This window comes from Burkholderia sp. BKH01 (genome assembly GCF_025685725.1).
GTDB classification, from domain to species: Bacteria; Pseudomonadota; Gammaproteobacteria; order Burkholderiales; family Burkholderiaceae; genus Burkholderia; species Burkholderia pyrrocinia_C.
Window position 1 is genome coordinate 387,418 of record NZ_JAOTQT010000001.1, and the last position, 16,766, is coordinate 404,183.

The 16,766-nt window shown below is 67.7% G+C and carries 3 protein-coding genes; all 3 read left to right on the top strand.

Going from position 1 to position 16,766, the window contains the following annotated elements; translation table 11 throughout:
* The first annotated feature begins 6 nt into the window (after positions 1 to 6).
* The 3 genes from OEJ37_RS01770 to OEJ37_RS01780 are packed head-to-tail and all read left to right on the top strand — an operon-like array spanning position 7 to position 16,633.
* Complete coding sequence (locus OEJ37_RS01770) at positions 7 to 3,585, top strand: hypothetical protein (RefSeq protein WP_254624573.1); 3,579 nt, start codon at positions 7 to 9, stop codon at positions 3,583 to 3,585.
* Complete coding sequence (locus OEJ37_RS01775) at positions 3,582 to 15,920, top strand: LysM peptidoglycan-binding domain-containing protein (RefSeq protein ID WP_263342988.1); 12,339 nt, start codon at positions 3,582 to 3,584, stop codon at positions 15,918 to 15,920. Before OEJ37_RS01770 ends, OEJ37_RS01775 begins: the two co-directional genes overlap by 4 nt.
* Positions 15,911 to 16,633, top strand: coding sequence for a hypothetical protein (locus OEJ37_RS01780; RefSeq protein WP_175919750.1), 723 nt, complete (start codon positions 15,911 to 15,913; stop codon positions 16,631 to 16,633). Before OEJ37_RS01775 ends, OEJ37_RS01780 begins: the two co-directional genes overlap by 10 nt.
* The last annotated feature ends 133 nt before the right edge of the window (positions 16,634 to 16,766 follow it).

Consider the following 16,766-nt stretch of genomic DNA (forward strand, 5'->3'; position numbering starts at 1 on the left):
GGCTTCATGAGCTTCTTTACGCAGTACCAAGGGTCGCGGCTTTACACGGCCTCCTCGGCGCCTGGCGAGGCCGGATGGCTGGCATACCTGCTCCCCACCGCCTTGTCGCCGGGACAAGGAATCGAACTCGATCCCGCGCTCACGCAACACGCGGGATCGTTCCTCTTCTGCGCCGCCGTGCCCGACCTTGCGACGACGCAGGCGCTCGACGCGTTCATCGACGCCGTGGACAAGGTCATCGCGCGGTCGCCGGCCGATCGGGGTTTCCTGTGGCTGATCGACGCCAATGCTCCGACGCCATCCAACACGCCGTTGATGGGAATCGCCTCCGACGGCGCGTATGTGTCGAACGGGCTGGACGCCCCCATTTTCGAAACGCTGTCGCTTAGCGTTCGTGCCGGCGTCACGCTAAAGCTGGACGGCGAGACACTGCAGCTCGGCACGCCGAACGGGATCTTCTTCAGCGGCGCGTCGGCGCCCGGCGCCACGCAGGCGAGCCAGGTGCCCGGCGGCGATCTTCCGTTGTCCGGGGCGGCGCGAGGATGCATCCGCTTTTCGGTCTTCCTGCAGCGGCAATTCCTGCATGACGGCTGGAACTGGGGCTTCCAGTTCCAGACTCCCAACGACGATCAGGTACGCCCCGAGATCGGCGAGTGGTTGCCGCTGGCGTTCGGCTATCTGCCCGACGCGGGCGAGATGCTCGGGTTCGCGGTCGCTTACGACCCGAGCGACCCATGGAACGCGGTCGCGGCCGAAGCCAATCGCAGCGTGCTCGTTTTCACCGGACAGAACCAGGACGGGGCCGCGACGAAGCTGGCGTCGTGCTACGCGACGACCTACGGCGAGCCGCTCACGCTGGTGCCCGTTCCCGGCCCGCTCGACGCGCAACCGCGAGCCGCCCGCTTTCTCTTCAATCGCGGCGCGCCCAATGAAAAGGGAAACCGTGACTTCCAGCTCGCGCCCGACGGCGATTTCGTGATTCATGCGGACGGCGCGGCGAACGGCGCGACGTACGACCTGATCTGCGGCTTGCAGGGAACCGAGTTCGTCGCCTTCCAACCGTTTGTCGAGGGCGGCTATGCCGGCGACCGCATGCAATTCACCGCACGCTCGCCCGCCTACGCCGCGCGTTATCCCTTTACGGAGGTGTCGCCCGTCGGGCCGCCCGTCGACTTGAATGCGCCGCTGCTCGACACGACTTACACGACCTCGTGGGGAACCGTCGTGCGGGCGCCAGCCGCGGACGGCACACCTGCGTACGTGGCGCAACCGAAGGGGGCGGCACTCTACGGCCGCGACGCGCTGATCCATCCGCTGACGCAGAAGACGCTCTTCGGGCCGATGTCGCCCGCGGTGGCGCTTCCCGCGGCCGCGTTCCCGATCGCGCCGTACACGGGCGCATCGCCGGGCAATGGCGTAACGGCATTCACGGCGGACGAGATGGCGCAGTTCGAGCGCCAGGTGATCTCGCCCACGCGCCGCCGCCGCATCGCCGACGCCGGAGCGCGCGTCGTTCCGACGAAGGCGCATGCGCTGGGCCTGGCCGCCGCCGAGGACGTCAAGCCCTACAACACGACGACGCCGACGGGACTGCTGGTGAGCGTCGAAGCGGACGGCAGATGGAGCAAGATCCTCCTTGGGCAGAACCTGCAGCCCGATCTCCAGCAAATGGGCTTCTGCTGTCCCGTCGCCGAGCTGCAACAGGCCTTCGCAACCAGCAGCCTGTTCCTCGTCGTGGCCAACGCGAAGCATCTGGGCGCCTTCTCCGCGGACGGGAGTGCCAAGTGCAGCAAGTGCGACGACGGCGGCAAGCATGCGGCGTTCAAAAACCGGATCAACATCGACAAATGGTGGTTCGAGGCCGCGGTCGGGCAGAACAACCAATACGACGACTACGCCGACGTGATGATCGTCAAGGGGCGGCGCGGCCCGCTGTGGGACCCGGCGAATCCGGAGCAAAGCCTCGTCGCTAGCCCCGAGATGTGGACGCAGAAGGACAGCTTCGCCGCGCCCAGCGATCGAGCGCCCGACTCCGCGCTCCCCGGCGAGCCGAACCCGGACGAACTGACGGCGCTATCGTCATGGTTGCAGCGTTACTTCCAGGACGCGCTGGACCAGGCGGAGCCCGAATACTTCGCGAAGTTCAACGCCATCGCGAAAGACCCCGCGTGGACGGGCATCCTGTTCCTGCGGATGAAGATCGCCGAGATCCCGGACGACCTGGTCGGACTCACGGCCGGCGTGCAGGCGCGCGATCGTTTCAACGCGCACCACCTCGGCATCGAGATCAGCCAGGTGGAGAACGATCCCGCCGCGAACGACATCGAGCTGACGACGAGCAGTGCCATGTTCGGCCTGATTTACTACGTGGACCCCGACTACGTCGCGCCACCCGTCGGGGCCGACCCGCAGCCGGTACCGCCCACGCAGGGCGACGTCTATCAGTTCCGCGTTCTCACGCTCAAGGCGCTCTTCGAGAACACGGCCGTGCAGCGCTTCCAGAGCTATGCCCAGCTCACGCTGGGAACGCTGCTGGACATGCCCGTGGTACGGATGGGCGACGGCGGCAATCCGTACGCGACCATCGTGTTGCGGGGGAGCTACCAGGACAACGGCGGCCGTGCGGTCTACAGCCTCGGCACCACGGCCACCAGCACCTTCCATTTCGCCAACAACCTGTTCAACAAGATCGAGGTGGACAGTGCGCAGATGTCCACCCGTGACGCGGGTGCGAACGGAAAGGTCGTGTCGTGGTTCGCGCTGTCGGGCTTCCTCGACTTCGCGGTGGTGCAGGCAAACGGCGGGGGCGACTTCGACCTCTTCTCCTTCGGCAGCGACGAGGGGCAGCCCGATCAGTTGCGCCGCGGGCTGGCCTACTCGAACCTGGGGCTGCTGATGACGTTCCCGGTGGCGGACCCCACGGCTGTGGCCTTCGAGTTCTCGGCGGCCGAGGTCCGCTTCGATACGCAGACGAGCACACCGCGTCCGGGAAGCCTGTTCGTGAACTTCGCGCTGAGCCTGCAGGGCCTGGCCCAGGGCGCGACGGAATCGTCGCCCGAGTCCGTCGGCTTTCTGAACGTCGTCACCGACGCCACCCTCACGGGCGTCGACGAGGGCAAATGGTACGGGCTGTCCTACCAGCTGAACATGGGGACGCCCGGCAACCTGGCGGGGACGGTCGGGCTGACCTCGGGGCTACTGACCGCCTGGGCGCCCGAGAGCCCCGACGCCGGGCGCTACCGCGCCATGCTGGGCATCCAGTTGCCCGGCGCCGGCGGCGGCGCGAAGGTGATCAGCCTGCAGAACGTGCTGCGGCTCTCGATCGGGCAGATATGGTTGACCTATGACCGGAAGAAGAGCTCGTTCCTGCTGATGCTCACCGAGATCGCACTCAAGTTCATGGGCCTGCTCAAGATTCCGCCGAGCGGCTCCACGCTGTTCTACCTGTTCGGTAACCCCAGGAGCGACGGCAAAGCGTCGGGGCTGGGATGGTATGCCCAGTACAGCCAGACCGACGCCGGCAACGCCGATCTCACGTCCCCGCCCGCCGACATCGGGCGCTCACTTGCCGAGAGACAGAGATGAAAGAATTCCTGGACTTGCTCGCGAAGCTCATGAAGGGCGCCCCGGCGAGCGAGAGCGCCGCGGAGGCGGGAATCGTCGGGTTCGGAAAACTGCTGTACGAGCAGAGCGAGATCCGTTTCTACGTGGACGGGACGCCCAACTTCGGGCATCAGGCCAGCACGATCTATGTCTTGAAGCGATTGATCGATCACTTCGGCTACAAGGGCGCGGTCAGGATCGTGTACCAGAACGCCCCTGCGGGCAAGCAATCCACGCCGGCCAAGCTGGCCCTGCTGCTGACCGGGCTGGTGCCGGCCGACATCGCGACGGCCACCATCGCATACGGCACGTGCCAGGACATCAGATTTGTCGCCTGGGATCACCGCGCCGCCCTGAACAACGCAGTGCTCGGCTTTACCGGCGGCGCCGACAATGTCGGCGAGAATCTGGCCACGGAGCTCAAGGTCCAGTTCTTTCTGCGGCTGCAACCCTTCATGTGGAAGAAGGTCGGAGGCGAGTTCGTCGCCAATACCATCGAGTTCGGAGACGTCCACCGCGAAAGCATCGACTTGGCGGCCTCGACCTCCACCGTCTTTCCGCTGCTGCCGTTCAGATACCTCGCGGCTCCCACGAAAGCGGTGCCGGACGCGGTCTGGAATTGGTACATCAGCGAACAGAAATACGACGCCTTTCTGGCGGCGCGCACGAACAACGCAAAGGCGCTGCTCGGAGCGATGAGCGAGTCGGTGCGGCTGTGGCCCATATACGGATTGCATCAGTTCGGGGAGGATGAGGACAGAGGGCGCGACATGCTGCTCACGCTCACCGCGCTGGCACTGCTTGTGCAACGTGCTTCGGGGGACACGCGCCCGATCGTCCTCGCGCTGCTGAACGACGCCACTCAGCTGCAAATGAACCTGGTGGAAGCGTTCGTGGCTGGCAACAAGAAAGAGATCAAAGAGATCATCACCGCGGACTACGCAGATTCCGAATATGTCAAGGCCTCCCCTCAGAAAAAGCAGTCCGCGCAACAGATGGTCGACGTCGTCGACAAGCTCGTGGACGAACTCGATCCGGTACACCATTGCACGTTGCTATACAACGCCATCACGCCCGAGAAGATCGAGGAGGAAGTCGGCAAGCTGGGCTCGAACCAGTTCCTGCTGGCGGCTGTCGGCCCGGTGCCACAGGAGGTATTCAACGCGCTGTATGCCGCAGCCACCCTTCCCCCGGTTTTCGAGGGGCAGGGAACCTCGAGCCTGGTCATCAGCCTGGGGTTGCCGTACTTGCAAACGCCCAAGACCGGGGTCGACGCAAACAACTATCCCGACTTGCCACTCTCGTATTCTCAGGCGGGACCATGTTCCGCCGCCTGCGCCAAGCAAAGCCAGAATCTGCGGGACAGCCTCTCCAGTTACATCAATATCAACAATTCGGCGCTGTACCGTACGGTGCTCGACGAGCTGGCCGGCTGGACGAGCGGTGCTTACAAGGACGGCGAAGCATTCCAAGTGTATTTCCAGTCGCTCGGCAAGTATTTCCAGAACGACCTGAACGACAAGATTCTGCTCGGTTGTGCAGGACTGAACAGCGCGGCGACATCCGTTCCCGTCGACGCGACCACGCGCGGCCTCGGCTTGCTGGCCCCCGAAGCCGATGTCGAACCGCTGGCGCTGAAGCTGATCTACCCGGCGACCGACGCCGAGCCGCTGACGCTCGAGCAGATCTATACGGCGCTCACGGACGCATGGCGCGACGGCAGCGTGGACTTGCTGGCGGCGCTCCCCGGCACGGCGCTGGCCGCTTTCTACACGCCCGTCGTGGGCGCGTCGCTGCCGGTGGCGGTCGCCAAAGACGACATCGTCGAGCAAAAGGACGGCAGCGGCGCGGTAACGGCCGTCCTGCTGCGCAACGGCGCAACGAAAGCGTTCGGCGTGCCGTTCGGCATGACGCTGGAATTCGCCGCAACCCAGGGGCCGGTGCGCTCGCGGATGCAATGCCGCTCGACCGACACCTGGGAGCTGGGCGGCGTGCCGTGGATCGCGCTCGAAGCGCCGGGCTTCGACATGGACGTGCCGGAGTCGCCGCTGCCCGTGATCGGCGGTGCCGTGGGAACCGTGCGCGGCACGGGCCTCACGCTCGAGATTCGCTACCCGGTGGACGACACGTGGGTGATCAGCGGCAGCTTCGCCCCGCCCTATCCGGGCATCGCCACGTTCTACGCGATGGCGGGGGGCATCAACCTCGTGCAGAGCATGCCCGCGCCGCTCAACACGCTGGCCGGCTTCGGGCTCAGCCGGTCGCAGACGATCTACGACACGACGGTGTCCCGCATCAGGTCCCTGCTCTTCGAGTTCCGGACCAGCCAGCCGTGGACCATCGTCTCGACGCCGAAACTGCAGGTGCAGCCGCGCGTCACGGCGCTCATCCGCGATCCGGGCAACTTGAAGACGCGCACCACGTCGTATCGGATCGCCGGCGATTTCACGATCGGCAGCGGCACCATCAGCATCACCGCGCAATACCCGGATTTCCAGCTCGTCGGCGCGCTCTCCGACGGCGTGATCGACCTGAGCGACCTGGCGAAGCTGTTCGGCGTGACCGTGGACCTGGCCTCGGCGGTCACCCAGTTCGATCTGTTCGTGCAGCCCCCGACCAGCGCCTACGACATCACGACGACGCTCACCGCCGACTGGCCGATCTCGGTCGGCGGCACCACGCTGTTCACCATCACCGGCCTCGGGTTCAACGTGCAAGGCGGGCGCGACAAGTTCACCGTCTCCCTGTCCGGAACCACGATCATCCTCCCCGATACGAGCGACGCGGTGGGGCTCTCGCTGAAGGCGGCATACAGCGACCCGGGCTGGGTGTTCAGCGGGGAGCAGACGAGCGGCGTGGTCTCGCTGGGCGCGCTGCTCGAGCGCTACATGGGCTGGAGCGTCGGGCAGGCGCTCGGCATCGACGGCCTCGGGCTCACGCTGGCCACCCGGAACTCGGACTGGACGTTCACCGGCAAGACCGCCGAGCGCTGGGAAGTGCCGTTCATCTCCGGTCTCGGCGTTTCGGCGTCGCTGCGCGCCGGCTATCGCAGCCCGGCGCAAGCGCGCACCCTGCCCGTGGCGCCGGCGGGCGCGCCGGCGGCGGGCGGTTACTTCGCGCGGGTCGAGACCCGCTGGATCTGGCAGAACATCGACCTCACCGTCTGGTTCGACTACAACCCGGACGTCAACCAGTACGGCATCACCTGGGGGCTCCTGGAAGGGATCGTCCGCGGCCCCGACCCCGCCACGCAGGACTGGACGGCCACGCTCCGCTTCACGCAGAACACCTCGCTCGGCTCCATCATCGAGACGATGGTGTCGTGGGCGACCGGCTCGAAGTTCGGGCTCGAGTCACCGTGGGACTTCCTGAACGCCATCCCGCTGTCGGGCCTTGCGCTCGAATACACGTTCAACAAGACGGATTCGAGCCGCAACAAGGTCAGCTTCTCCGTCGCGATCGGCCCGATCAATCTCGGCTTCGCGCGAATCGACAGCATCGACGTCGGCTATGCGTCCACCGGAAAGGACCGCGGCGTGATGGTGTCGCTCAAGGGGGCGTTCTTCTGGCAATCGAACCCGAGCGAGCCGCTCGCATGGGACGCCAGCAAGCCGGGAACGGCTCCCACGCCTCCGGGGAACGGCAACAAGTACCTGGACCTGCGGCTGCTGGCGATGGGGCAGCACATTACGCTGCCCTGCTTCGCCACGGCCGACACCGTGCAAAAGGCGATCGACTGCATGGCGACGCTGCCCGCCCCCACGCCGGGCGAGCTGCCGCGGGTCACCTTCGACCCGCAGAGTGCATGGCTCATCGGCACGGACTTCGGTGTACTGAAGATCGATACCGGAGAGTCGGGGAACCGCAGCGGCACGGCGCTGACGACGACGCGCGGCGGCGCGCCCGCCGCGGCGCCCGGCTACGTGCTGACGCTGCAGGCCGTGTTCAACGACCCGCACCTGTACGGGCTGAGGGTGAAGCTCGACGGCCCGGCGGCCAAGGTTTTCAAGGGGCTCGACTTCCAGATCATGTACCGCCAAGTGAGCGATACGGTGGGGGTGTACCAGGCCGAGATCACCCTCCCGGACCTCATGCGCCACCTCACGGTCGGCGCTTATTCGCTTACGCTCCCGGTGTTCGGGATCGCCGTCTATACCAACGGCGACTTCCAGGCGGACATCGGCTTTCCGTGGAACGAAAACTTTTCGCGCTCCTTCACGATCGAGGCGATCATTCCACCCGGCATCCCGGTGATCGGGTCGGCCGGCTTCTATTTCGGCAAGCTCTCCAGCGCGAGCACGAACCGCGTCCCCGCGTCGTCGCTCGGCACCTTCAACCCCGTGCTCGTGTTCGGCTTCGGCATGCAGGTGGGGTTCGGCAAGTCGATCGAGTACGGCATCCTGTCCGCCGGCTTCAGCGTCACCGTGGTCGGCATCCTCGAGGGCGTGCTCGCCAAGTGGAACCCCTATCGGCTCACCGACGCCGGCCGCGAGCCGTCCACCCAGCTTCAGGGCGATTACTATTTCTGGCTGCGCGGCACGGTCGGCATCGTCGGCAAGGTGTATGGCACGGTCGACTTCGCGATCGTGAAGGCCGACGTCAACCTGACCGTCAAGCTGCTGCTGCAGCTCACGTACGAATCCTACGTGTCGATCACGATCACCGTCATCGCGTCGGTCGACGTGTCGGTCAGCGTGCGCATCAACCTGGGGCTCTTCAAGATCACCATCTCGTTTTCGTTCTCGATGCGGCTCAAGGAAACCTTCGCGATCGAGAACACCGGCACGGCGCCCTGGTTCGGCGACGGCCGTCCGGTGCGCGGGGTGCTGCGCGCGCCCGTGGAGCGCCGCCTTTCCGCCTTTGCGTTGGCACGGGCGCTCAGTTCCACGGTCTATGGCGCGCCCGACTGGCGAAACCTGCAACCCGGCGGTGGGGTTGACCTGTGGGGCTACCTGGTCCCGGGGCTCACCGCCGCACGCGACGAGTGGACGCAGACAGGGACGCCGGCCGGCCAGCTTCCCTGCTGGGTCGCGCTCCTGCTCATCGAATCCGTGCCGCCTGCGGGGCAGGACGGCGATGCAAGCGCGCGCAAGGCCGCGGGCGATGCGGTCGACACGTCGTTCGAAGCGCTTGCGAAGATGGTGCTTCGCTGGGCAATCGCGGCTGTTCACGGCCCGATGACGCCGGCGGAAGTCGACCGGTACCCGATCTCCGCCACCCTGCTCGACTGGCTGGCCACCGAGGTTCTGGTGAGCACCGGCGACAATCCCGCGCCGATTCCGCTCGATGCCGTGCAGGCTTTTCTGACGACCCAGTTCCGCGTCAATCTGCGGGTGCCGCCGACGGATCAGGATGCGTCGGCCGACGCGACGTACTTCCCCGCGCCTCCGCAACTGCGGTTGACGATCCCCGCCTGCGGCGAGGGTTATCCGGGCGTGAAATACGACCTGGGGACCTACAACTCGCTCGGGCAGGGCACGCTCGGCGAGTTGCGCGCGTGGTTCGATCAGCTCGCGGTGCAGGTAGAGCGCGAGCAGCAGGCAAACGGGGCGCGGCCACGGACGCTGGAAGCGGAAGCGCCGCTATCGATGGCCGGATGGATGTTCGCCGACTATTTCCTGCTGCTGGCCCGCCAAATGGTGAAAGCCGCGCAGGAGGCGCTGCGCGACTACAAGTACCCGCTCACCGGGAGCGAGACGCCGGATGCCGTCGTGGCCTGGGTGAACGGCACTGGCCAGCTCGGCGAGCTCTATACGTTGCACGATGTCTTCGCCGCCAATCCGCAGCACGCGCTCGTTGCAGGGAAGACGCTGACCGTCGGCGTGACGGTCGAGATCGCCGCGGCCCGCACGGGCAACACCTTCGCGTCGCTCGCCGAACTGTTCGACGCAACCTTCCCCGCCAGCGTGCTGGCGGAAGCCAACGCGGCCGACCCGGCACTGCTGCGGGCCGGGGCAACGATCACTTTCGCCCCGCACGCGCCCTACACGGTGGCGGCGGGCGACACGCTCGTGAGCATCGCCGCGCGTTACGCGGTGAAGCTCAACGTGCTGCTGGCGAACTCGGACGTTCTCGTCGCCGGCGCGCTGCTGAAAGACGGCGCGACGGCGAACTTCCCGTTCACGACCTGCACGTCGCTGGCGACCGACACGTTTGCGTCCGTCGCCGCGCGGCCGGTCTACGCAGGCGGCTTCACCGCCGCCGCGCTCGCCACCACGAACGCGGGGCGCGGCGTACTGCTCGAAGGCGCGAAAGTCGAGTACCCCGGGAAGACGCCGTACCTGGTTCAGCCCCGCGACACGCTGGGCGACGTCGCGAATGCGTTCGGCGTCCCGGTGCCCGACTTGCTGGCAAAGAGCGCCGTGCTGACGCAGGCCGGGCTCCTGGCGCCGGTCGCGTCGCTCGCCGTCCCGCCGTTCCGGTATGCGACGCAGCAGAACGACACGCTGGCCCAGGTGGCGTCGCGCTTCGCGGTGGACGTCTCCGTCCTCTCGGATCAGCCCGTCAACGGTGGCGTGGCCGGGCTCTTCGCCGCCGATGCTCCGCTGGATTTGCCGCACCTGCCGCAATTCCCGGTCGGCGAACTGCTGGCCGAGGCTCAGCGCACGGGTGCGCTGCAGCATCTGTCCGGGATGGCGAGCAGCTACACGATGCACGGGATGCGCTTCCCCACGTCGGGCCGTACCGACACGGGCGGCGCATGGTCGATCGTCCCGAATGCGATGGGCATGTGGGTGCGGGACATCGACGGCAAGCTGACGCTCCCGCCGCAGGCGGGGCTCTATGCCCTGACCGGGCAGCAGTTCCCGCTTCCCGCGCTGGGAACCGAGCCCTTCTCCGCAACGTTCGACCGGGTCGACGGCGTCGATACATCCTGGCTACGCTTCGTGGACGCGAAGGGCGCTCCGTCCGACCACGTGACCCTGTCCGTCGCGCCCGGTTCCGCCGATGCCACGCGCATCACCCAGGTGACCCAGGCGGCCCGGACGCGGCTCGACGTGCCGCTCGACGCGCTCGGCGCGGGCGAAATGTTCCATGCCGCGCTCGCGACGTATCCGTTCACGTCCGCGCTGCAGTGGCTGAGCGCGGGGCCGGTGTCGCTTCCGTACGGACAGGCGCCGGCAAGCGCGCAGTCACTGCGCCTGTGGCGGCTGCCGGATGCGCTCGCGGCACTGCCCGACCCCGTCACGCATGCGGTGAACCCGCGCTTTTCGCTGCAGGTGGCCCGCTACGACGACGCCACCGGCGCCACCGAGACGGCGAAGGTGAGCGCGTACGGGTGGGCCTCTACGATCGACTTCACCGTGCGCCGCATTCCGCCGGTGGCGGGAAGCCCCGCTTCGGCCACCACCTACGAGGTGGTCGGCGCGGGCGGCGCGTCGATCGTGCTGCTGGAACGGTTGCTGAGCCAACTGCAGGCGAACGATGCCGCCTATTACAGTCTGCTGGTCGGATACCCGCCCGACGGATCGTCAAGTGCCGGCGAGGGCGTGCAGACGGACGCGGCAGCGAACGTGACCCTGGGAATCGCGCAGGTCAACCTTTCGACCGAAACCCGCCCGCCGGCGGGGCTCGCGATGGCGGCGATGCTCGAGAAGGCGCTCGAGCAGCCCGAACTCACGCTCCTCAATCCGCCGTCGGAGTTCGTGCGGCTGCTGTGGGAAGCCAGCATCACCCGCTCGAGCGGCTTCTTCCTGTACTACTACGATCGCGCGTCGGGGCGCGGGCTGCCGGAGCACGCGTTCAACGATCGCAACGAAGCGGCCCTCACGCTCGTCGTCCTCTACGCGAAGCCCGCGAGCGAGGCAGAGCAGGATTGCGTGGCAAGCTACATGAACGCAGTGGCCACGGCGGAGACCGTCGGCAGCGTCAATGCCGTCCTGTTCGCGGAAGCGGCGCCCATTCCGGCTACGGTGACGGCTGCCGCGCAAACGCTCGCGGCACTGGCGCAGGCATGGTTCTCCGACCCGGCCGACGTCGCCGAAGCCAACGCGAGTGCGGCGCTCCGCCAGGGCGCGCCGGTGCGCGTGAGCGAAGGCGTCTATCAGGCTCCTCCGGGCGGCGTTTCGCTGAAGGATCTCGAGCAGCGCTTCGGGACCACCGTGCAGAAGCTGAACGAGGCCAACCCGCTCTGGGGCGGCCTCCCCGATCCGCTGCCGTTCCCGGCGGCGATCCGCGTTCCCGACCTGACGCTCACGGCGGGCGTCAGCCTGCACACGGCGTCGCTCGCGGACCTGGCCGGCTGGTACGGCGAGCCGGTGGCCGCGCTCGCGGCGCACAACCTGCTGGTGCCGGGGCTGTTCGCGACCGGCACGGCGCTCGTGATCCCGGGCGGGCCGCGCGTGCGCACCGCCAGCGTACAGCCCGGCGTACAGGCGCTCGCTGCGCTCCGCCCCGCGCCGCCGCAGGTGGACGGGGCCTCGCCCGCCTACGGGACGGACTTGCTGCTGAACAACTTCAGCCTGCTCAATCAGCAGGTGGTCGAGAACGTCGACTTCCGGCCGAGCAACCCGCCCGGACTTCCGGCGGGGCCCACCACCACGCCCCTGGCCGACAACGGCAACGACAAGGTGCGCATCGCGACGCCGGCGGACCAGGTCGAAACCTGGAACTTCGGCCAGGCGCTTCCGTACGCCCGCTTCGCGAAGCATGTGCCCCAACTCGACAGCAGCGTGCTTCCTCCGGCGAAGGACAGCCCATACCTCGGGGTGGGCGGCATTCTGCAAGTCTCCTTCTCGTGGCAGGACTACTACGGCAACGTGTTGTCGACGCCGCTCTCGGATCCCCGCGCGGGAGATCCGCAACCGTACAACGACAGGCCCCTTCTCACCGGTTACACCGATCCGCTCGTGGCGCTCTCGCAATGGCCGTCCGTCGCATCGAGCTGGCAGGTCGCGCCGCCAACCGATGGGGGAATGCCGCGGCTGCGGATCGGGCTGACGTTCGACCCCAGTCGTTATCAAGGACTGTTGCAGGCATCGGCGAGCGCGACCACGACGATCGTCGCCGTCTTCACCGACGCGCTCGACGCCGCGTCGGCAAGCGAGCTCTCGCACTGGCAACTTGTACAGGGAACCGTCGAGTCCGCGTCGCTCGGCGCGGACGAAAAAACGGTCACGCTCACGGTCTCCCAGCTGGCGCAGGACGTGCGCCACACGGTGATAGCCACCGACGTGAAGGCGAAGGGAAGCGATACGCGCTACAGCGGACAGGCGTCGTTCGACTGGCCTGACCATCCGGCGCAGCGCAGCAGCACGGTGCAGCAGAACGCGGCGCAGGATCTGCACGTCTACACGCAGCTCTACTACCAGCTCACGGATCCGGCCGGGATGGCGCTCGCGGTCCAGTCGACGCTCCTCATCGGCGACGACGGACAGGCGGGAAGCCTGCCGCTGCCGGCAAGTGGCGTCGACGCGCTGATGAACTGGCTGTTCGGCACGAGCGGATCGGCCAGCGCTTATGCGTTCGTGCTGGACCGCGCGCAGTTCGGGACCGCCGCGGCGGCGCCGGCGGCCGCGCTGCCGCTCGACGTGGATCTGAAGCCGGAGGATTTGAACGCGGCGCAGGTGTTCCCCCTCTGGACCTCGTTCACGCTCACGCGCGGCCGTGGCACGGTGCTGCCGGGCCTCGAGACCGTCGCGGGAATCCGCAGCGCCAGCACGCGCGTCGCGCCGTTGCAAGACGCATTCGGCGCTGCCGGCGACACGCTGGGGCTCGCGGCGTTCGCCACGACCTTCGAGCAGGCGTTGTCGACACCCGGCGCGTTCCGGCTGAAGGTCGCCACCGGCATGGATCGCACCCTTCCCGCCCTCAGCGGAGCAGGCAGCTCGGTCTGGGCCGTGCGGCTGGGGCTGGCGGCCGGGCAGGCGATCTCGTATGCGATTACCGACGCGGGCCATCCGGCCGTCTTCGCGCCGCAGCCGGCCAGCAACCGGCTCATCAGCCGCACGCAGGTACCGATCTACGACTACACGACGGGAAAGGGTATCAGCGCCACCCCTTCGCGTCACACCGACTTCACGGACGTGGATCTGGACACCTGGTGCGCCCAGGTCTTCGCGGCAGTCGACGGGCTGCTCACGCCGCAATTCACCGCGCCGATCCAGATCGTCGGCGAATTGAAGTCCGCCGATTACCTGCAGTCGATCCTCGACGGCAAGAAGGGGTTGGCGCAACTCGCGAAGCTGTGGATGATCCCCGTCTTCGCGGGCGACAGCGCCGATCCGGACGCTGCGCGCGCGGCGTTCTACCAGCAGCTTCTCGTGCGGCTGTCGGCCGCCTATACGACGCGTGCCGCCGTGGAATTCCACGCAAGCGTGACGGCGGACGTCGTCGAACCCGGAGCGGACGGCCCGCCGCGGCTGTTCGGGCCGGCGGTGCGACTCGGGCCCGCGTTCGAGGCCGCGACCGTGGCGGCGGATGCATTCGACACGGTCTTCCTGCTGTTCAGCAATCCGATGGATCCCGTCAGCGCCGGGAACGTCGCGAACTATGTGCTGAGCGACGGCATCGGCGTGCTGTCGGCCACCGTCGCCGACGCCACGGTCACACTCGTGCTGGCGACGGACGTGCAGCCGGGACAAACGACCGTCACCGTCAGCGGCGTCAAGGATGCATCGGGACGCGCGGTGCGTCCGCCGCTCGTGCGCACGGTCACGACCGGATCCGCGGGCCTGCCCGCGAGCACCCTCGCCTTCAGCTCGCCGAAGCTCACGCTGCAGACGGGCGACGCGCGCAACCTGACTTACCTCGTCAATGCGCCGGACTCGGTTCGTGGAGCCGGCGGTGAACTGGTGTCCTACGTTGAGCTGGACATGGCGTACCAGGGCAGCCAGATCGAGCACCAGATCGGCGCGCTCCCCGGCATCGAAGACTACCAGGCCTCCACGTGGCTCAGCTTCGTCGTCCCCGATGCCGACGGGCCGCTCACGGCCGGGCTCGGGAGCTTCGCCGTGCCGATGGTGCTGCGCGCGTTCCCTGCGAGTCCCGGCATGACGGCGCAGGACGGCGCCCCGACCTACGACCTCGACCACGCGAGCCTGTCCCAGCTCAAGCAGTGGGACTACGCGTTCACCTACTCGCTGCCCTTCCACTATCCGCAAGACCGCGTGTACGGCACGGTGGAATTCAACTTGCGCCAGCGGCCGCGGGCGCTGGCGAGCTTCCCCGACGCTTTCGCGCAGCTCGCCGAGTTCGTGACCGTGTTCCCCGAAGTGAACGCCGACCTGCAGACGATCCTGGCCGGGATCGACGCCACGGCGGAGCCGGTCAGGGACCAGCAGAAGATCGATGAGGCCGCCGTCGCGTTGCAGTCGTTCATCCGGCTCGTCGGCGATCTCGTCCAGGCGGCGGGCGGCGGCGACTCGACCGGAGGTGAGCGCGATTCCGCCGGCCCCGGCCTGCGTTTTGCGCCGGAGCCGCGATTGCTGACAGGCGACCCGACGCTCACCTACGCGTTCTTCGTCGAGGAAGGTTCCGCGCGCGTGGGCGATACCGAAGGCGCGCTCGTCGTGTCGCTGTCCGGCGCTGTTCCGGACGGAATGGGCCGGCCCGTGGTGGACGTGAACCCGGCGATCTACGAGGCGCAGGAATGGATGCCCACCGGCGGCACATCCGGCCCGGTCGATCGCATCTACTACGTCTACAAGCTCAAGGCCGGGCCAGGGCCCGACGGCGCGTACCTCACGGCGGCGAACGGGCAGACCATCCCCGATCGCACGGTGCGGCTCCCCGCGCTCGATATCCTGCAGCGTCAGGACGCCTGGTCTACCGTCCGGGTCGAGCGCAACCGCGAACTGGTGCCCGGCAAGCCTTCGGCCGATGCGTTCGTCTACACCACGCCGGAGGTCCGTTTCGCGAACCCGCTGTTCCCCACGAACGACGCCGACGCCGAAGTGGACGTTTCGAAGGTGCCGACCGGCAAGCCGGTTTCGCGGCCGCTGCAGGCCCATCTGGATGCGCTGTTCGCCGACTTGCTGGCGAACAACACGCAACCGCAGATCGTCGCGCAGGTCGAGGTAACCTACGAGTACGCGCTGAACGCCGCGCTCGAACGCGTCGTCCTTCCGGTGCTCATGCAGGCGCCGCTGACGGTCAACGTGGCGGGAACGGGTGCGGGCACCCTGGCGGGGATGACGTCCGACTGGGCCGGCGCGATCGACGCGTGGTTCTCGGCGTATCTGCCGGCGTGCGGCGGAACGCTGTGGATGGACCTGACGCTGATGTCGAACCTCACCGGCCAGGCGATGCCGCTTCTGCGGTTGCGGCGGCTGATGCTGCCCATCCGACAGGTAGAGCCGCCACTGCCGTGCCGCTAGCGCGACGCAGTATGGCCGCGCGGGCGCGGATGGCGACGCCGCTGCTCGGGTTTCTGCTGGCCGGTTTCGTTGCGGCGCAGACACCCGGGCCGGCGATTTCGCTGTGTTCCGTCGCCATCACCGCTTCGTCGGGAACGACGGTTGACGTCAGCTACGCGGGACTCCCGGGGAACCAGCCCAGGAGCTATGGCGACTTCGTGGCGCTCTGGGCGAGCAGTGTCATCCCGTGGACGGTGGCCCCGGACGCACGGCTCGACATCCCGACCAACGCCGAGATGGGGAGCGTGGTGCTGGTGGGCGTCTCCATCAGCCGCATGCCGTACACCGTGGCCTATAGCGTCGGCCCCAAGACGGGCGACGCGTGTGCGTCGGCGCTGCTCGCCCCCGACGGCTCGACGGGTATCGTCGACACCGTCTCCCTCGAACTGGCCTCGCTCGGCGTCAGTGCGGTCACGTTTCGCTATCACACGCTGTCCGGGTATCGTCCCGCCACGGAGGGAAACTGGATCGGCCTCTGGCGCGGGCGCGCGAGCCCTTACAACGCGCCGCCGCCGCTCGCGCGCGCGAAGGTCGCGCAAGACGTGACGGACGACAGTGTGACGATCGACGGCGTGACGTTGGCGGCAGGAAACGTGTACACGGCGGTCTACTTCATGGGTCAACCGCTCACGACCGCTGCCGTGCTGCTTACGTTCACCGTTCCGGCGCGTTGAGCCGGGGAGCGTCGTCACGCATCATGACGCTGCCGCGCCGTGCCGGACGGCAGCCGGTCGATCTGCTCCGGCATCGCCGGGATCGGCCTCATTCGTGCCCGCCTTGCGCGCGAATGCGATCCTCGCCGTGCTC